The organism is Neobacillus sp. DFD-2R (assembly GCF_057747865.1).
Genome location: NZ_CM173228.1, coordinates 4,546,711 through 4,565,624 on the forward strand (window position 1 = coordinate 4,546,711; position 18,914 = coordinate 4,565,624).

13 protein-coding genes and 2 pseudogenes are annotated in these 18,914 nt (G+C 35.6%); 7 read left to right on the plus strand and 8 right to left on the minus strand.

The window, feature by feature from the left end; all coding sequences use genetic code 11:
• Window positions 1-305: 305 nt before the first annotated feature.
• Window positions 306-1,586, plus strand: a complete 1,281-nt coding sequence (locus tag AC3ANV_RS22785; protein WP_488310932.1) for an ArsB/NhaD family transporter — start codon at window positions 306-308, stop codon at window positions 1,584-1,586.
• 11 nt (window positions 1,587-1,597) lie between these two features.
• Window positions 1,598-1,876, plus strand: coding sequence for a hypothetical protein (locus tag AC3ANV_RS22790; RefSeq protein WP_488310933.1), 279 nt, complete (start codon window positions 1,598-1,600; stop codon window positions 1,874-1,876).
• 153 nt (window positions 1,877-2,029) lie between these two features.
• Here the strand turns inward: AC3ANV_RS22790 and gntK are convergent, their stop codons facing one another.
• On the minus strand, window positions 2,030-3,571 hold the full coding sequence (gene gntK, locus AC3ANV_RS22795) for a gluconokinase (RefSeq protein WP_488310934.1): 1,542 nt from the start codon (window positions 3,569-3,571) through the stop codon (window positions 2,030-2,032).
• A 125-nt stretch (window positions 3,572-3,696) separates the two neighbouring features.
• Here gntK and AC3ANV_RS22800 point away from each other — a divergent pair, with 125 nt between their 5' ends.
• Entirely contained in the window at window positions 3,697-4,542 is an 846-nt protein-coding gene (locus AC3ANV_RS22800) for a MurR/RpiR family transcriptional regulator (RefSeq protein ID WP_488310935.1), read from the plus strand.
• Between the two features lie 91 nt (window positions 4,543-4,633).
• Here the strand turns inward: AC3ANV_RS22800 and gndA are convergent, their stop codons facing one another.
• Entirely contained in the window at window positions 4,634-6,046 is a 1,413-nt protein-coding gene (gene gndA, locus AC3ANV_RS22805; protein ID WP_488310936.1) for an NADP-dependent phosphogluconate dehydrogenase, read from the minus strand.
• Window positions 6,047-6,336: 290 nt separating this feature from the next.
• Here gndA and AC3ANV_RS22810 point away from each other — a divergent pair, with 290 nt between their 5' ends.
• The gene (locus AC3ANV_RS22810; protein ID WP_488310937.1) at window positions 6,337-6,471 is read left to right on the plus strand and encodes a hypothetical protein; all 135 of its coding nucleotides are present in this window, start codon (window positions 6,337-6,339) and stop codon (window positions 6,469-6,471) included.
• A 109-nt stretch (window positions 6,472-6,580) separates the two neighbouring features.
• On the opposite strand, the gene AC3ANV_RS22815 is transcribed toward AC3ANV_RS22810, so the two are convergent.
• From AC3ANV_RS22815 to AC3ANV_RS22825, 3 genes are all read right to left on the minus strand, one after another.
• Window positions 6,581-8,068: a sucrose-6-phosphate hydrolase gene (locus AC3ANV_RS22815; protein ID WP_488310938.1), complete on the minus strand. Its 1,488-nt coding sequence runs from the start codon at window positions 8,066-8,068 to the stop codon at window positions 6,581-6,583.
• Window positions 8,069-8,141: 73 nt separating this feature from the next.
• Entirely contained in the window at window positions 8,142-9,590 is a 1,449-nt protein-coding gene (locus tag AC3ANV_RS22820; protein WP_488310939.1) for a sucrose-specific PTS transporter subunit IIBC, read from the minus strand.
• Between the two features lie 166 nt (window positions 9,591-9,756).
• Complete coding sequence (locus AC3ANV_RS22825) at window positions 9,757-10,755, minus strand: LacI family DNA-binding transcriptional regulator (protein WP_488310940.1); 999 nt, start codon at window positions 10,753-10,755, stop codon at window positions 9,757-9,759.
• 250 nt (window positions 10,756-11,005) lie between these two features.
• Here AC3ANV_RS22825 and AC3ANV_RS22830 point away from each other — a divergent pair, with 250 nt between their 5' ends.
• Window positions 11,006-12,514 carry a diguanylate cyclase domain-containing protein gene (locus tag AC3ANV_RS22830; protein ID WP_488310941.1) on the plus strand — a complete coding sequence of 503 codons (1,509 nt, stop codon included), beginning with the start codon at window positions 11,006-11,008 and terminating at the stop codon, window positions 12,512-12,514.
• Window positions 12,515-12,730: 216 nt separating this feature from the next.
• On the opposite strand, the pseudogene AC3ANV_RS22835 reads toward AC3ANV_RS22830, so the two are convergent.
• Window positions 12,731-13,648, minus strand: a pseudogene (locus AC3ANV_RS22835) (tyrosine-type recombinase/integrase).
• A 982-nt stretch (window positions 13,649-14,630) separates the two neighbouring features.
• Window positions 14,631-15,329 (minus strand): annotated as a pseudogene (locus AC3ANV_RS22840) (IS6 family transposase).
• Window positions 15,330-16,189: 860 nt separating this feature from the next.
• Here AC3ANV_RS22840 and AC3ANV_RS22845 point away from each other — a divergent pair.
• Together AC3ANV_RS22845 and AC3ANV_RS22850 are read left to right on the plus strand one after the other, a co-directional pair.
• A complete protein-coding gene (locus AC3ANV_RS22845; protein ID WP_488310942.1) occupies window positions 16,190-16,501 on the plus strand; it encodes a hypothetical protein in 312 nt (103 codons plus the stop codon).
• A gap of 1,279 nt (window positions 16,502-17,780) precedes the next feature.
• The gene (locus AC3ANV_RS22850) at window positions 17,781-17,975 is read left to right on the plus strand and encodes a Spo0E family sporulation regulatory protein-aspartic acid phosphatase (RefSeq protein WP_488310943.1); all 195 of its coding nucleotides are present in this window, start codon (window positions 17,781-17,783) and stop codon (window positions 17,973-17,975) included.
• A 519-nt stretch (window positions 17,976-18,494) separates the two neighbouring features.
• On the opposite strand, the gene AC3ANV_RS22855 is transcribed toward AC3ANV_RS22850, so the two are convergent.
• Window positions 18,495-18,755 carry an ATP-binding protein gene (locus AC3ANV_RS22855; protein WP_488314308.1) on the minus strand — a complete coding sequence of 87 codons (261 nt, stop codon included), beginning with the start codon at window positions 18,753-18,755 and terminating at the stop codon, window positions 18,495-18,497.
• Window positions 18,756-18,914: the final 159 nt, after the last annotated feature.

The window sequence follows — 18,914 nt, forward strand, 5'->3', positions numbered from 1 at the left end:
CAAATAAGTCTTAATTATTATTCACAAATTATCCATTGATTTTCATTTTAAGATAAATAAAATATAATTGTTGTCCGACTTTAATACTCTGGTTGTTCATTTCAAATGAATGAAATAGATGGCTATGATTTAGATCGGACAACAACAGCTAAAGTTGAACACAAGCATTGCTTTACAATTGTTTTATTCTTTTATAGAATAAAACTAAATAGAATAAGTTGATTTTTTGGAGGAGCCTGTCACAACAGGCTCCTTTTTGCATTTTTTCGGGCATTATAATAAAAAATGGGGAGAGAGATAAAAAAATGACAACACAAGCAATAACCGCGCTCGGAGTATTCCTTATCACATATGCCTTTATTGTCACAGAAAAGATTCATAGAACTATTATTTCAATGGCTGGTGGGATTATAATGGTTCTGCTAGGGATTGTTGGCCAAGAGAAGGCTCTTCACCATATTGATTTTAATACACTTGGACTCCTTACAGGGATGATGATTATTGTTGCAATAACCTCCGAAACAGGGCTTTTCAAATACATCGCAATATGGTCTGCGAAGAAAGTCCACGGAGACCCGCTAAAAATACTGCTTATCCTTGGAATCATTACTTCATTAGGATCAGCGCTTTTGGATAATGTTACCACCGTCCTATTGATAGTTCCGGTTACATTTAGCATCACAAGGCAATTACGAGTCAATCCAATTCCATTTTTAATAACAGAAATTATCGCTTCGAATATTGGTGGAACTTCGACTCTAATTGGAGATCCCCCGAATATTATGATTGGAAGTGCTGTGAAAGAGCTAACCTTTCTGAAGTTTATTGAAAATTTAACTGCCATATCGTTTTTCATCCTACTTATTAATATAACTATTCTAGCTTTCATCTATCGAAAACAGTTAAAGACCACTCCGGAATTAAAAGCTAACCTAATGGACTTAGACGAAAAAGAAGAAATTACCGATAAGAAGTTATTAATAAAAGCTCTAGTGGCAATGATATTGACGATCTTAGGTTTCTTCCTCCATCAACTTCTTCACCTGGAATCAGCAACCGTGGCGTTAGCAGGTGCATTTCTTCTATTATTATTTACAGGAGAAAAATATTTGGATAAATCCTTTATGAAGGTAGAGTGGTCAACAATTTTTTTCTTTATCGGGCTTTTTGTATTAGTTTCCGGATTAATTGAGACAGGGGTTATTTCCTTATTAGCCAACTATTCTATTCACCTAACAGGCGGAAATATCACTTCTACTTCCATTCTAATTCTTTGGGTTAGTGCGATAGCATCGGCGTTTATTGATAACATTCCATTCGTGGCAACAATGATTCCGATGATTAAGGATATGGGCTCATTGGGGATTCATAACCTCGAGCCCTTATGGTGGAGTCTCTCACTTGGAGCTTGTCTTGGTGGAAATGGTACATTAATTGGTGCGAGTGCAAACGTCATTGTAGCTGGATTTGCTGCTAAAGAGGGCCATTCCATTACGTTTGGAAAATTCCTGTTAATTGCTTTTCCATTAATGATCCTATCTATTTTGATTTGTACGGTTTACATTTATTTACGATATTTAATTTAGGGGGAATAGCAATGGAACTTGTTTATAAATATAATGAAAAGCTGTTAGATTTGAAGGAGTCTATTAACGGTGAGGACATTGAATTCAACATTTTTAGCTTGGGAATAGATATAAAAAAGCAAATATTTAATATACAGGAATATTTTAACCGGAATGACATATTAACAGATATTCTCGTTTACACCCATGCACATAAGAAATACCAGATTATTGTAAGAATAGAATTTTACACTGACTTTGTATTACAATTATTTAAACAACAATTACTACAAGAGATTAAATGGGTTTAATGGTCCGGCTGCCATCTGGGCAGCCGTTTTTTTATCTTTTAGGAAACTATAAAATAATTTGGTGTGAATAATTTGAAAAAGTTATCTGAATCCAGCTTAGCGCCTTTTGTTCTTTCAATTCATAATGATCATTTTATTTATTAAAGCAATTTTTTACCCAATCCATTTTTTCTGAAAAGCTGCGATACTTTCATACTCTTCTTTCAAAAGGCGGGAGAGACGAATATAAATAGGGATTAATTCTTGATATACTTGGACATTTTCCGGATTTGGCTCATGATGATTGGTGGCCCCTACCATCTCGGACACAACATTTAAAGAACTTATTTCACCTAAGCTGTACATCCCCATTATGGCAGCACCCAGACAAGAGCTCTCAAAGCTTTCGGGAATGTTAACTTCTTGATTAAAAATATCCGCCATCATTTGCCGCCAAAGCTCAGATCGTGCAAAGCCGCCTGTTGCTTGGATGCTTTTCGGCTCACCGATCAATTCCTCTAATGCCAGAAGAACCGTATATAAATTTAAAATAACACCTTCTAATACCGAACGTATTAAATGTTCTTTTTTATGATGCAGCCCCAGCCCAAAAAAGGAACCACGGGCATTAGCATCCCAAATTGGCGCCCGTTCTCCTGCCAGATATGGATGAAAAAGGAGCCCGTCAGCCCCGGGTTTTACAAGACCGGCAATTTCAGTCAGCACTTCATAAGAATCTTTTCCCAGACGCTTCGCTGTTTCCGTTTCTGCTGCCCCTAGCTGATCTCGGACCCATCTAAAAATCATACCGCCATTATTTACCGGACCTCCAATAACCCAATGGTTTTCTGTTAGGCAATAACAAAATATTCTTCCCTTAGGGTCGGTAACAGGCCTGTCGGTAACCGTTCTGATTGCACCGCTCGTGCCGATTGTCACTGCCACAACCCCCGGCTCAATAGCATTTACTCCTAAATTGGATAATACCCCGTCACTTGCTCCTACAACAAACGGAACCGACGCCGGCAGCAGCATCTCAGCTGCATAGTTTTCATCGATTCCAATCAAGTTAAAGGTTGTTGAAACAGGATCCGATAGTTTATCAGTAGTAACACCGGCTACCCGGAGTGCTTCTTCATCCCATTGAAGAGAAGTCAGATTGAACATTCCTGTTGCCGAGGCTACTGAATAATCGATCACATATTTTTTAAATAATTTATAAAAAACATACTCTTTAATAGAAATAAACTTAAAGGTTTGATTAAATAATTCCGTTTGTTCTTCTTTCAGCCACACCAGCTTTGAAAGTGGTGACATTGGATGGATAGGGGTACCTGTCCGTAAGTAAATTTCGTGTCCATTAAGCTCATTTAATATCTTTTCAGCCCATTTGCTGCTTCGATTATCTGCCCATGTAATACACCTTGTTAATGGCTTACCTGATTCATCTACAGCAATAACGCTGTGCATGGCTGAACTAAACGAAACGCAAAGTATTTTGCTTGGTTCAACATTACTTTTTTGCACAACTGTCTTTATCGTATTCATTACAGCTGAAAAAATTTCCTCAGGGTCCTGTTCAGCTGTTGCAGGTGTAGGAGAAAATAAAGGATACTCTATTCCATGGGAAGCAATAACGGAGCCATTTGTAGAAAATAAAACGGATTTTGTACTTGTTGTTCCAATGTCAACGCCAATTACATAGTTGGAGTTCATAAAAACTCATCCCCCTTTTTAATAAAAAACAAGAATTTTTTTCACTTTTGAAATCGTTTACATCAAAATTTTTTTCATTTATGTTATACTTATAGTATCTACCCAATTGTTGAAAGGAAATCCCAATGACAAATAGTTGTTTAGGAAAAATTCGTTCCTATTATGCAAGATTTAGTGAAAAAGAAAAGAAAATTGCTAATTATATATTGGATACCCCCGATAAAATTATTCATAGTACGATTAATGAAGTCGCTGAAGACTTGAACGTTGCCGATGCCACCGTCTTTCGTTTTTGTAAGCGTATCGGATTTAAAGGATATCAAGCTATGAAAATTGCACTGGCTTCGGAAATTATTACTCCAATAATGCAAATTCACGAAGAAATAACCGAACAGGATAATGAAAAAACCATTTCGGAAAAAGTATTTAAATCAAATATCCGTACATTAGAAAATACCCTGCAGATTATTGAAAGTGATTCCATCCAAAAAGCGGTACAAATACTTCATAACGCAGAGAGGGTTGACTTTTACGGTACGGGAGGCTCAGCTGTTATTGCCTTGGATGCTTATCACAAGTTTATTCGAACAGGAATTAAAGCTTTTGCCTTTCCGGATTCACATTTTCAAATGATGGCCGCATCACAGTTATCAAAAAATGACGTTGCCGTAATCATTTCACACTCAGGAGCAAATAAAGATACCATCGATATTTTAAATACAGCCAATAAAAGCGGTGCCAAAACCATTGGCATCACTAGCTTTCCGAAGTCTCCTATTAGCCAGAATGTGGATGTGGCTCTGTACACCAGCTCCGACGAAACAGAATATCGCTCCGAGGCGCTGGCATCACGTATTGCTCAATTAAGTATCATTGATGCACTCTATGTAAACCTTATGATATTGAATAAAGAAAAAGCAAAGAATGCACTCGATAAAATACGCGATGCTATTTCAAATACCAGAATGTAAAGAAAATAAATTTAAAAGGTTTAACTATTAAAAGGTGAGCCCAATGGGCTCACCTTCTTTAATTTCATTATTCCTATTTCGTTAAAACAAGTTATTCCATCCAGTTTGTATGGAAAACTCCTTCTTTATCAACTCGTTGATAAGTATGAGCTCCAAAATAATCACGTTGTGCTTGCAAAAGATTTGCCGGAAGAGTTTCTGTACGATAGCTGTCATAGTAAGCAATTGCGCTCGCGAAAGACGGTACCGGAATGCCGCGGCCAATGGCCAAAGCAAGAACTTGCCTTAATGCGTTTTGGTAGCTTTCCACTATTTCTTTAAAGTATGGATCTAATAACAGATTCGCTAATTCAGGATTATGATCATAAGCGTCTTTTATTTTTTGTAAGAATTGTGCACGAATAATACAGCCGCCGCGGAAAATCATTGCAATGTCTCCATAACGAAGATTCCAATCGTACTCTTCAGATGCAGCACGCATTTGGGCAAATCCTTGTGCATAGGAACAAATTTTACTCATATATAAAGCTTTACGTACCGCTTCAATTAGCTCCTCTTTATTTCCTTCAAAATCTGCCGCTACAGGTCCATTAAGTACCTTACTTGCTTTAACTCGCTCTTCTTTCATTGCTGATATAAAGCGGGCAAATACAGATTCTGTAATAATCGGAAGCGGAACGCCCAAATCTAAAGCATTTTGGCTCGTCCACTTGCCAGTGCCTTTTTGTCCGGCAGTATCTAGAATCATGTCAACCATTGGTTTACCTGTTTCTTCATCGACCTTTGTAAAAATATCTGCTGTAATTTCAATTAAGTAGCTATCTAATTCCCCTTTGTTCCAATCGGCGAATACTTCATGGAGTTCCTTAGCACTTAAACCAAGGACATTTTTCAGAATAAAATAGGCTTCTGAGATTAACTGCATATCACCATATTCAATTCCATTATGAACCATTTTCACATAATGTCCGGCACCATTAGGTCCAATATATGTACAGCATGGGTCACCCTCTACCTTTGCGGAAATTGCCTCTAAAATCGGTTTTACAAGATCATAGGCTTCTTTTTTACCACCCGGCATAATCGCAGGTCCTTTTAATGCGCCTTCTTCTCCCCCGGAGACACCGGTACCAATAAAATGGAAACCTGCTGTTTCCAATTCCTTATTCCTTCTGATCGTATCTTGGAAGAATGTATTTCCACCATCAATGAGAATATCACCTTCTTCAAGAAATGGCTTTAAGGATTCAATCGTTGCATCCGTTGCCGTACCTGCTTTTACCATTAATAAAATTTTTCGTGGCTTTTCTAAAGAATTGACAAATTCCTCAATTGTTTGCGCACCGACGAAGTTTTTTCCCTCGGCTTCGTTTTTTAAAAAAGCTTCTGTTTTATCGTATGAACGGTTAAAAACTGAGACAGAATACCCACGGCTTTCAATATTTAAAGCAAGGTTTTTTCCCATAACTGCTAAACCAATCACACCAATTTGTTGTTTCGACATTTCTCAATCCCTCTTTCTCTATCTCATTAAATAATTAAATACTACCAGTCTTCAGCATACTATCCATAATAACGGATTAAGGATAGAACATCAATTATTTCGACAATTTTATCTTTATCTGGTTGTGATCCTTAATGCAGAACGAAATTCAACTTTTTTCCGTAACACTTTCTTCATAGAAGTTCCCCATCATTTTCAAACATATTCATGGTGTTTCAATATTAAATCTACCATTTGGTGAATGAAATCAAGTCCAAAGATAAAGATAATCTTAAAGGGGGTTAAAACAAATGAAAGAACATGTAAACACAAAGAATAACCTAAGCTATGAATCAGACGGGAAAATGGGAAACCACAATAAAGAAAAAAATAACAATAAAGAGAAACCAGTTGAATTTTTCAACACCACACAAGATAGTGAGTAAGCTAAAGGCTGTTTCTGCGCAAAACGAGGCTGCCTAAAAAGTAAAGGGCCGGCCTCGTTTTTACATTTACCATAAAATAAATTCCCATTGATTATCCTACTAACGAGCTCTAATCTTTTTTATTTTGATTGATTACCCATTTTATAGCCTTTAGATTTACCTGCCCTCCTTTAGCAAAAAAGCGTATCCCCCGACTCTCTTTGCCGGGAAAAATTCTTCCGGTAAAGACTTCCTCTCCGTCATTAATAAAGACTTCAATAGACGATGCATCGGCAAAAACATGAAATTTAATATCTTGCGAATTAATTCCACACTTTCTTATATTACCAAATTCATTAGCAACAGGCTGACCTGAAAAGGAACGGTCAAAAAGAATTTTTTTAATTTTTTTGTTATATTTAATGATTGTTTTTTCATTTCCCCCAACACGGAGCTCAAATCCAAACTCTTCTGCTGTGCTATCTGTAAATTCTGCTATTAGTTCAAATGTCTCTCCATAAAAGCCCTCTAACGTAATCGAATCACAATAAATGATGGCTTCAGCCTCTACTTTTTCACCCCTAAGTTCTTGAAGTTCCTTAATCGGCGTTTGTATGAGCTTATTATTTCTAATAGTCAGCTCCCTTGGTAAAGTTAAACAATGTGCCCAACCGTGCTTATCTGTTGGATACTCGATTTCCGGTAAACCCATCCAAGCTACTAATATTCTCCGCCCCTTTTGGTCTAACATCGTCTGGGGAGCGTAAAAATCAAAACCTCTGTCCAGCTCTTTAAATTCACCATGAGATAATTTCCTTTTCTTCATATCCAATTTCTTGCCCACAAGATAACCTGACTGATATATATTCCGGAATTCATCCCCTTTAGGGCTTAGCCCTTGAGGTGAAAAAATTAAGATGCCGTTATCCTCTAACTCAAAATAATCCGGACATTCCCACATGTATCCGAAGTTTTTTAAATTGGTATCAATTTCACCTTTAAATTGCCAATCAGATAAATTAGACGAGCAAAATAATAAAACACTCCCTGTTTTATCTGTTCTTTGTGCGCCTATGACAGTATAAAAGGTTTCCCCGGATTTCCATACCTTCGGGTCTCGAAAATGATCAGTATACCCATTAGGAACATCTGAAATTACAGGTTTGTCCATTTTTGTGATTTTTCCTTCCGGGTCCATTACTGCCATACATTGATATGGATGCCTTATCCAGTTTTCATCACGAGTATTTCCTGTATACATTAGATATAGCATTCCTTCATTTTCTATGGCACTTCCGGAATATGCCCCATGACTGTCAAAATAATGATTCGGTTCAATTGCTATTCCGATATTTTCCCAATCGACAAGATTTTGGGATTTCGTATGATACCAATATTTCAAGCCATGCACAGGTCCAAGTGGAAACCATTGATAAAAAAGGTGATATTCCCCATTGAAAAAGGAAAAACCGTTCGGATCATTCAAAAGGCCTGTTTTTGGCTGTATATGAAAAGTTTGCCTCCACGGACACTCATTAACTATTTTTGATAAGGCCTCTATTTCTTTTTCATCTATCTCATCAATTCGTTTATATCTTTTTTCTTTTGTCCATTCCACTTTATTGTAACCTCACTTTTGAAACAAAAGAGAGGAGACTCAAAAAATCCCCCCTCTTTTACTCTTGATTATTTTAAGCTGCTTTCGGAGAGGACTCCTTTTTTTGTTTAGCAGTATTTCGTTTAGACAAAATCACTGTTGCCGCAAATGCTATGGCAAAGGAAATGACCATTCCAAGAATATAAAATGTGATAGAACCGGGTTTTATCGAGATGATTCCGGGAAGTCCTGCTGCACCAAGTGCGATAGCTTTTACTTTAAATAAGGTGATAAATGCAGACCCTGCAGCCGAACCAATGATAGCACCAACAAATGGATATCTTAATTTTAAGTTCACCCCAAACATTGCCGGCTCCGTGATTCCAAGAAGAGCTGAAATTCCGGCAGCAGATGCAACTCCTTTTATTTTGCTGTCTTTTGTCAAAAGTAGGACGGCAATCGTTGCAGCACCCTGGGCAACGTTAGACATTGCCGCAATCGGAAAAATAAAAGAACCTCCTGTTTTTGCGATGTCAGCCAATAATTGTGTTTCTACTGCGATAAAGCTATGGTGCATACCTGTGATTACGATTGGTGCATATACCAAACCGAAAATCGCACCGCCAATTAATCCTGTAGAGTCATATAACCAAACCAATCCATCTGTTAAGAAATTACCAGCTGAACGCATGACAGGTCCAACTAAAGTAAAAGTTAAAATTCCTGTAAAGAAAATTGTAAATAATGGCGTTAATAAATTATCTAAAGAAGATGGTATACGTCTTCGTAAGAAAGTTTCAGTTTTTGCTAAAATATAGGAAGCAGCAAGGACGGGCAGAACAGTTCCCTGATAACCAACCTTTTGAATTTCGAAGCCAAAGATTTTCCATACAGGAATTTTCCCCTGTGCGAGAGCAGCGCCGTATCCCCATCCATTTAACAAATCGGGATGAACCATAAGCATACCTAATGCAGCGCCAAGATACGGATTTCCTCCAAATCTTTGTGTGGCAGAAAAACCGATTAGGATTGGAAGGAAAACAAAAGCAGCATTTGCAAATGTATTAATCAAAGCGGCCAGATCAGCCATTTGCGGGTAAGCCTGGATCAATGATTTACCTTCAATAAAAAGGTTCGAGGCTGTTAGGACGTTGTTTAGTCCCATTAACAAACCACCTGCAACAATGGCCGGAATAATTGGGACAAAAATATCTGATAGCATTTTGACAAATTGTTGGAGTGGGTTTAATTTTTTTGCACCCGCGTCTTTGATCTCTTTTGTTGACATTTCAGATAATCCTGTAATTAAGGCCAACTCTTTATATACCTCGTTTACTGTGCCTGAGCCAATAATGATTTGAAATTGCCCTCCTGTTGAAAATGTCCCTTTTACAACATCCATATGATCGAGTTTTTCCTGATCTACCATTCCTTCATCTTTTAGGACAAGGCGCAAGCGTGTAGCGCAGTGTGCTGCAGCTGAGACGTTTTCTTTCCCGCCAATTGAATCAAGGATTTCTGTTGAAATTTTTCTGTAATCCATTCCAGTTTCCCCCTTCTTAGTAGGTTCTCTAAGGAACCGGTTCCAATAATGATTAAAAAAATTTTTTAATGTTTACCTACTTGCGTTATTTCTCTCTGTATTAGGAACCGGTTCCAAATGGATCCAAAATTAAAACCGACCAATTGGAATCGGTTCCATAACTGTATTATATTTTACCTTTAAATAAATTGTCAACGCTTTCTCGTTCAATTATTTGAAAATTTGATACAGTTAAATCTTCCACATATTCCCCATTTACAAGTCGAACAATATTTTTGGCTGCAAGTTGACCCGCTTCTTTATAATAAAACTTCGCTGTCGTTAATGCAGGGTGAATAACTTCAGTAACCTCATAACCTCCAAAACCAACGATTGATAAATCTTCAGGTACGTTTATTCCTTTTATATACGCAGCTTTTAACCCCCCAAGTGCAATATTGTCAGTTGCGCAAAACAATAAGGTTGGAGAAAATTCCTCTAATACATAGGAAGCTACTTTCATGGCATCTTTAATTTTAAAACCTGTTTCAAAGTACCGAACTTCACAATCTGCAAAATTCTTTACTGCATCCTTGAAGCCTTGTTTTCGTTTAATTCCAACGGCAATATCTTTTTCTGTTACACCTAAATAAGCTATTTTTCGATGCCCCTTTTCCAGAACATATCTTCCAAGCTCGAAACCTGCAGCATAATCATCATGAATAAGGCTGTAAGTATTTTCATTATATTGGCCTACCAGTAACAAAGGGATTTTAATTTCCCTAAATGCTTCCAAATGTTCATTTGTTATTTCAGTAGCAAGCAAAATAATTCCGGCAATTTTCTGCCGTTCTAAACTATAAATGCTTTCAATTTCCCTCACTAAATCTTGATTTGAATTCGAAATCAGCATTTGATAATTTAATTTTCTTAACTGCTCATCAATCCCAATTAGTGTATTTGATGCCGCATATGAATCCAATCTAGGCACAATGGTACCAATAATATTAGTCTTTTTTGCCTTTAAACTTTGTGCAAAAGTATTCGGAATATATCCGGTTTCATTTATAACGTGTTCAATTTTCTTTTTTGTAGTATCGCTTACTGAGCCTCCATTTAAATATCGTGAAACGGTGCTTTTTGCGACTCCGGCAATTTTTGCAATATCAGAAATATTTTTTTTCATTGTTTCTCCCCAAACCTATAAACCATTTTGGTATAAGTATACACAAATATATCATTGCTATAAAATAGGAAAACCGGTTGAATGCATTATTTGAACCAGTTATTATTAAAATATTTTTCATTTGGTTTTATTTTCTATTTTTTGTTCATTAATATTAATTCATAGTATAATTGGTATGGTGTTTAATTTTTGCGAATGTACCATTTCAATATAATACTTAAGTTTTCATATCATTTTAGGAGTTACAAATATGTACAAAGATTTTGTGTTAAATGGCGCACTTTTAGTCGCGTCCTTTTTTATCATGGGACAGGTTTTTAAAAATAAGCCTTTGCACGTTTCTTCACCCTTATCAACTAAGCTTTATTGGGGGCTTTGTTTTGGAGTCCTTGGTAACATTTTAATGTTGTTTAGCATTAAAATAAATCCTACTACCATAGCCGATTTGCGACATTTAGCTATTGTTATTCCCGCTGCTTTTGGTGGTTTCATTCCCGCTTTCATTGCTTCAGTTCTCATTTCTTCCGGAAGACTATACCTTTTTGGTTATAGTAACAATGCTCTGCTAGCAGCTTTAGGTGTACTATTAACAGGATTTGTATGTGGAGGAATCTCAAAATTAAAATTTAGCATGACCTTTAAAGCTTTCTTAATGAATATCAGTGGATTGGTCATTATTTCACTAATACTTATCAGTAATATTGATGATAAATCTCTCCTCAAATCTGTATTACTGGGACATTATATGATTTCATTGACTGGAGGATTTTTAGCTTATTTTATTGCTGAGTATATTGCTAATTCTAATGAGGTACAACGAGAATTAAAGCTTAGTGTCATAAAATTAAAGGAAAGTGAGGAACGCTTTCGATTACTAGCTGAATACTCAAGTGATATGATTACCATGCACAATGAAAATCGAGAATTCATCTATATTTCACCCGCAGTAAACGAAATCATTAAATATGAATATCCGGAACTATTAGGTAAAAAAATCGAAAGTTTTATCCATCCTGATGATATTTCCCACACAATTGAAATGTTTGAAAAAGCTCTAAGTGAAGGGTTTGCGGATTCTACTTACAGGTACTGTACCAAAATGGGCGAGTACATATGGATAGAGTCAAAATTAAAGAGTGTACATTTTCTAGAAGACGGCAGCAAGCGTGTAATTATTGTTTCAAGAAATATTACCGACCGAAAATTAACGGAGCATAAATTAAAAGAAGCCAATGAACTTCTTAATCGGCTTTCTTACATGGATGGTTTAACAGGAGTTTCAAATAGAAGATTTTTTGACAATACCCTTGAAAAAGAGTTTTTAAACCTTTCTAATTCAAATTTACCGCTTACATTACTCATGTTTGATATTGATTATTTTAAAAACTATAACGATACATACGGTCACCCGGCCGGAGACCTTTGTTTACAAACAATTGCCCAAACGATTAAGAATGATGTTACCAGTAATAAAAATTATACAATTTCCCGTTATGGCGGTGAGGAATTTGCTATTATCATGCCATTGACCGTTCAGGAAGAAGGGTTCAAAGTGGCCCAAAAAATCCAACAGACAATTGAGTCGCTTAATATTCCCCACAGCAGTTCTGAGATTGCGGAAATCATCACCCTTAGCATAGGAATTGCTTCAATTTTTCCTAATTCCAAAACAAAGCCCCAAGAACTGATCCATATGGCGGATACAGCATTATACTTATCGAAAACTAAAGGCAGAAATACGATCTCCATTGTTCAATAACTAACAGGGGTTGACTAAGTGCGTCAGCCTCTGTTTTCTTTTTAATCAAAAAAAGTATTTAGGTGAGGTGCAGTTTTCTAAGTCGATAGCGTTCGTCTTCAGTCATCTTAGAAAGAATTTAAAAATGTAGATCGGAAATGGAGAGTCCTCATTATCTTTACATAGAGAGGTATCCAACCAAGATTCCATATAAAATAACCATCCTCTCTTTCAGAATTAAAATTTCGGCATAGTTTCAACTACATCCGCCAAATCACAATAGGAATCTTTTAAATATCGTTCTGTGGTTGAAATGTTACTGTGACCAGCGAGTCTCCTTACCTTTTCAATGTCATTATTCGTTGCTTTTAACATCCACTTGCAAAATGTATGGCGGAACATATGGGGTGTTAGTTTTTTCTTCGGTAAGCTGTAACTTTCAATCATCGCCTGAATCCCACGAACCGTAAATTAAAGGGATCGCTAGCTATAAAACACATAGGATGATTCTTCTACATGAGGTTTTTTGTTTGTCATTTCTGCTCTAAAAAGTAACCAGTCGTACAGTTCTTGCCATAAGGTATTGGTCATGGGTACCGTCCGAAGCTTCCGTCCATTCCCTAGAATCCTAATTCGTCTTAATCCCAAGTCAATATCGGTTAACTTTATGTTTGATAGTTCATCCACCCTCAAACCTGCGTACGTCAATAAAAAATAAATAATGGCTCGATCCCAGTGGTATTTTTCTTCGGGTTTCACCCCTCTGCTTTTGAAAGGTGTCTTTCTCACACGATGTAAAAGCTCTTCAAACTCTTCTTCTGTGAGCCACATGATCTTTTCATGATCTTCATCGGCAGATTTTAAATCATTAATTTCTTCCATTGGGTTATGCTACAGCTTTCTACTTTTTTGCGCCCATGAATATAAACTGCGTAATGAGTTTAACCGGCGATTGATCGTCGTGATCGCCAAAGGCTTTCCATCGTTTGGATGTAACATGCTACTAATCCATTTTCTTACATCCGTTGCCGTCACAAAATGATCTGGCTGTATATGTAAATCATCTAAAAAAATAAGAATATCATTCCGATAGGAAATAATGATTTTTGGAGACTTATCCTTTTTTTCAAGATTAGCAATATATTCTTCTAGCATTCTTCCACCATCTAACTTATATGCTGAGTTTAACCATCTAAAAATCATATCAAATTGAATGGAAAATTTATATTATATGACGAGCATACCTATGTTTTTGATGGTTTAAAAGTATATAATGTATATTATACAACTAGTTAGAATTCATTTTTTGTACACTAGAAGTAATTATTTTTTTATATATTAAAAGCCTCCCAGTGATGAATTACATACTACTATTTATTGCCCTTAGAAAATCTATAAAAAGGACAGGGAATTCTCCTGCCTCAACTTTACTTTGAGATTTTCTTAATTTATGTTTCCATTAAATTAAGATTTCCTAGATAACCATTAATAGTGGAAAAACATAAAATCCTTCTACAGACTAATTTGTCTTCTTTTAGCTTTAATGTCAGAATATTTTGTGTTATGATTGAACCAACAACTTAGTAACTAGATGAGGTTGGTAGTTTGTTTATTAAAAAACACGGAAAGGGGGATTGCTAATGGATTTTTGCATTTCATGCGGAGAGGAATTATCTATTATGGAGAGGAATCGAGCGGAATGCTGGGAGTGCAGAGACACATCAAACGCAGAAGCGGAATGATGTATTTAATCTTTATATGAGGATTAATATAAAAATAACAAATGGCCCTAATCTTGGACTGGGGCCTAACCAAACCGCCGTTTTTGAACAAAAAATACCCGTTTGGAAAGGTGTTCGATTTCGAACACGCTCTCACACTCACACTTTTAGCTGATTTAAATTCCTACTATATTACTTCTTCTTTCTAGTAAAATCAAATCACGCCAAACATCATTCATTTTTCCAATACGTTCTCGACAACCAATTTTTAGAAATCCAAAATTTTTATGTAATTTAATGCTTGTTTTGTTTTCTGGGAAAATTCCTGCTTGTAATGTCCAATATCCATTTTTTGGTTCTGGTGCAAAGATAAAATAAAAGAGAATAAAGCGCATATATTCTTAGCGAATCGTATCTTAATCTGCAAGCCCAAACAATTGATGGATGAATTCTTTTTGATTTTGGATAGACTGACCCCGTAAATCAATCTCTTCTTTTTTGATCATATGCATGGCTTCTACTCCCGAAAGAATGGATATAGCTGTATCAAAAGACTTGAACCCTAACATAGTCTCTTAATGAACCGATGATCCTGTTCCACGATGTTGTTAAGATATTTCACTTGCCTTATTTGGATGCCTTCTGGCATCTTTTTTTCTTCTTTTAACTCCTCAACTGCTACTGGATAAGCTGGATTCTTATCTATAGTAATGACACGAGGAGTGGATACATGCGAAAAAGCCAAGGCTTTTTTGAAAAAGCGCTTGGCTGATTTGGAATTTCTATTTTTACTTAAGCAAAAATTAATGGTATTCCCTTCTGAATCGGCCGCACGATACAAATACATCCATTGTCCTTTTACTTTTATGTAAGTTTCATCTACTCTCCTCGAGTCATTTTTCTGCTTGAGATGACACCGGATTTTCTTATTCAACTCAGGACCATATTGATGGACCCAACGCATAATCGTTGTGTGAGCCATCAAACAGGCCACGCTCTTCCATCATTTCCACCAAATCACGAAAACTTAGGTTGTACCGAAGGTACCGTCTCTCTGTAAGAAGGATAATCTCAGGCTGATAATGTTTCCATTTGAACAAATTTTGATTTTCCATACTGATTATGCCCCTTTTTTAAAAATAGTATCAGTATGGAGATTAATTGCAAAATGTTCGAGGTTTTTGCACCAGAACCGTTTATTATGTTTTAAAACCCTTGGATATCTCGTTAATCCAAGGGTTTTTACTTCTTATATTCCTTACTTATGTCAACAAAAAAAGGTACCATGAACTAGATTTGCATAAAGTATTCATGCGATACTTTGAGATCTTGTTGAACGTGGCAGGTCCATTGAAGAAATGTATAGGTGTTATTGATATTCCAAATCTGATTTATGCACTAGTTTAACTTCGTAATTACTGTCTAACTCTTTTATTTCATAATAACCTGATTCGTATTTATATAGAATTATATATTGTGTTCCTTTATACATAACTGTTTCTTTTGTCATATCTTGTCACCTCTTGTCTCTTCTTGTCACCTCAAAACTTTTACCTATTTTAACATGTAACTATTTGTGAATATGTAAAAATTACGTAAATTTATTGATTCATATTTAACCTGATTTACTTACTTTGTTCCATTAAGGGGTAGTGACAGGGTTCGTATTATAGACTGCAAGGTAAAGGCAAGAGTAAGATAAAGCTACAGAAAGGGTATTTGGTAATACTTTTGGCCATATTTTTTGGTAATCATGAAACCCAATGGCAGTCACTCAAACGATAAATGGATAGTAGTGTAGTTACAAAAACAGTTGTTTTTGGTAACTATTATTGGATAAACACCTGTAAATGTTCCATATACAGTAAACTACTTTGCGGTTCATAGCAGCTTAATTAAAACTACACTTAATATTTTTTGTGTGAATATATGTTAAGTTTTAATAGTTATAAATTTGAAAGGAGAAATCTTACCTATGAAAAAGAGAATGGGCTTTTTATTTACAGCAGTAGCCTTAATGGTAATGATGTTAAGTGCTTGTGGAAGCACTACTAACAATTCTTCAAATGCGACAACACCATCTGGCAAAAAGTCAGATACTTCAACACAAACATCAAAAACTGGGGATACACCAAAAGTAGCCGCTAAAAATGCAGCAACAGGAAATGTAGTTGATATTAAAGTAATGGCAAAGGATTTCGAATATGATAAAAATTTGTCTAGTGGCTATCCCTCCACGTTCATTACACGCTTCAATGGTACTGTGCCACCACTTTCACTGATATGAAGAAAAGTTATACAGTCGCTATTATCACGACTATTTTCCTTTCCACCGCTTCATTGAGAGTAAGCTCTCCACGTCATCAGCTTACAACGTTAAGTTATATCTATTATGGAACAAACTTAGTTGCTTCCTATGAGCCTGTTAGCATCGCATGTGCCTGTAACACAAGATGGATTTTTATATAATTGATTCTTACTCATCCACAGCTAACCCTACATTTAGTAGTAAATACATTTCTAAATAACGCCAGTCTAGACCCGTACATTCAGAATTTCGTCAGCAATATACTTTCTTATTATATTTCATTGCATTCTCAGCATATCTGTTCAACCCAAGCACCATGATTTACACCACCCCATCGGGTAGGCTTTCGTCAGCCGGACTGTTACGGTAAATTCTCATGCCTATTAGCCGAGCTTATAACACGCTTTTTCTTACTAAACAGCGTGCTATTCGACGCAGGGGGAGCCTTTCAGAGCGTTACCTCCTCATTCGACTCCTTGTTATAACCCTTCAGTTTTAGGAATCTAAAATTGCCTGACCTTTACCGAAATTGTGTAACCACATTTCATTTGAGTCAGGAACATTTCGCACCAATTAAATGGCCATTAAATGGAATACCATCACTAACGTTTTTTAACAGCAGTAATGAAAGGCTGCAGCTACTGTCAAAAAGAACACATTTTTTCAAAAAGTAGCAAAGAAATTAATATCAAGACATAAATCAACTATCGTAAAAACTAATTGCAATTGCGTGTGTAGTTGTTAAACACTCATTTTTATTAGGAAGTGGTCAATTTGACCGTTAATCATACTAGTATGTTGAAAAAGGAGTATTTTCTTTCCTATAATAAATTTGATCATGATTTCGCGAAATTGTTCTTTAGAACAGGCAAAAAATTTCAATATGAGCTTCTTATTCAAAAACAACACTATGCAATATGTAAACCAGACTTACGAACATTTTTTGGATGCCTATAAACAATTAATGTTAAGTAACAGAGGGGGTATCAGCTTAATGAGCAATGAAGAAATTTGCTGTGCTTAATTTTTGATATTCTACATTAAATAAGAAAAAGACCTGTAAAGGTCTTTTCTAACAGCATCTTCTTGTATTTCCTATCATCGAGATCCCTTTTCTGCATCATTTCTTCGAATTGCGCTATTTATCCTTTGTCTTTTTTTTGGCAAGTTTTGTCGAATCTATTTCAATATCCTAAATTTCTTTTATAATGTTTTAGTGTGCTAAAACTCATAATTTTACCTAGGGGAAGTTACCAAATTGAACAAATATTCACTTGAATTATTATTAAAACGTATAGATGAAATGAAAAAAACTTTGGTGAACGTTGCAAATAGTACAGGTATTAATAGCAATGAAACAATAACATGTAGTCAAGAGTTAGATAAATTACTAAACCTACATATGAAGCATTTTTCTTATTACGATAAAGATGAATTAAGCAATGCCTCATGAAGTATAAAAACTTAGTCAGGAGTTTCCTGATTTTAAAATGAAACTTTTTTGTAGACAACCAGTCTATATTATTGCCCCCTTTTTTATATTTGTGGCCCAGTTTATTTGCTGGGTTCACCTCTTTATTTCATTTGATAATCAATTCTTCTCTCAAACAATTTCATTTAGAATTAAAATTCCATGTTTGTCCATTTTAATTTCAATATTTTTTCATAATATAAGGTACTCCTTTTAATTAAACAACTTCATTTTTACCTTATCTCATAATTTTTCATTGAAAGAATTGGCGCTTTTTTCTTGTACGCCCCCTTTATAGCTCGAATTTCAAATATTTTTTTGGTACAGTAAAAATAGGGAAGCAATATCGTACGCTTTATTCAACAACATAAAAGGTGGCAAAACACTTATGTCTGAAGTATTTTCAAACAAATATCATGATAGTTTTCTGCAATATCATATTGCTTTTTTCACGAATAATCACATTCCGTTTGAAATCAAAGAAATTAATTTTATTAAAGATTAAAAGAAACAGTTTAATCCGGTCACTTTTACTGTTGTGATAATTCCATCCGAACACATTTGTAATATCAAGGGCGAGTGTTTCAGCTTCTTTATATCATCATGAATGGAAAATGGATCTAGTCGTCCTTTATCCTCCGGTTTTGTAGAAAGAGAAATAATATTTTCCTGATGACCTAAATCGTGTAAATCCCTTTTCCAATTCCCTCTTTCACCTTTAGGATCGACTACAAGAGCTTCCCCCCCTGAAAGGACAGATATAAGTAATCAAATTGGAACTAAAGGACTTACCCCCACCCATCCAATTAAATCTTGTTGTTTTACGATTTATTTACTATTTTTCAAAATATTGTTGCAATTTGATTGAATATGGTGAAAAATACCTGTAAAATTTTCATAACAGCCATTTTGGACGGTGAA

What these genes read in the sequence shown, in the direction of transcription:
- gntK (WP_488310934.1), bottom strand. Translation starts at nt 3,571, where the DNA reads ATGAACTCCAACTATGTAATTGGCGTTGACATTGGAACAACAAGTACA.
- AC3ANV_RS22845 (WP_488310942.1), top strand. Translation starts at nt 16,190, where the DNA reads ATGAAAAAGAGAATGGGCTTTTTATTTACAGCAGTAGCCTTAATGGTA.
- AC3ANV_RS22820 (WP_488310939.1), bottom strand. Translation starts at nt 9,590, where the DNA reads ATGGATTACAGAAAAATTTCAACAGAAATCCTTGATTCAATTGGCGGG.
- AC3ANV_RS22830 (WP_488310941.1), top strand. Translation starts at nt 11,006, where the DNA reads ATGTACAAAGATTTTGTGTTAAATGGCGCACTTTTAGTCGCGTCCTTT.
- AC3ANV_RS22810 (WP_488310937.1), top strand. Translation starts at nt 6,337, where the DNA reads ATGAAAGAACATGTAAACACAAAGAATAACCTAAGCTATGAATCAGAC.
- gndA (WP_488310936.1), bottom strand. Translation starts at nt 6,046, where the DNA reads ATGTCGAAACAACAAATTGGTGTGATTGGTTTAGCAGTTATGGGAAAA.
- AC3ANV_RS22825 (WP_488310940.1), bottom strand. Translation starts at nt 10,755, where the DNA reads ATGAAAAAAAATATTTCTGATATTGCAAAAATTGCCGGAGTCGCAAAA.
- AC3ANV_RS22785 (WP_488310932.1), top strand. Translation starts at nt 306, where the DNA reads ATGACAACACAAGCAATAACCGCGCTCGGAGTATTCCTTATCACATAT.
- AC3ANV_RS22790 (WP_488310933.1), top strand. Translation starts at nt 1,598, where the DNA reads ATGGAACTTGTTTATAAATATAATGAAAAGCTGTTAGATTTGAAGGAG.
- AC3ANV_RS22800 (WP_488310935.1), top strand. Translation starts at nt 3,697, where the DNA reads ATGACAAATAGTTGTTTAGGAAAAATTCGTTCCTATTATGCAAGATTT.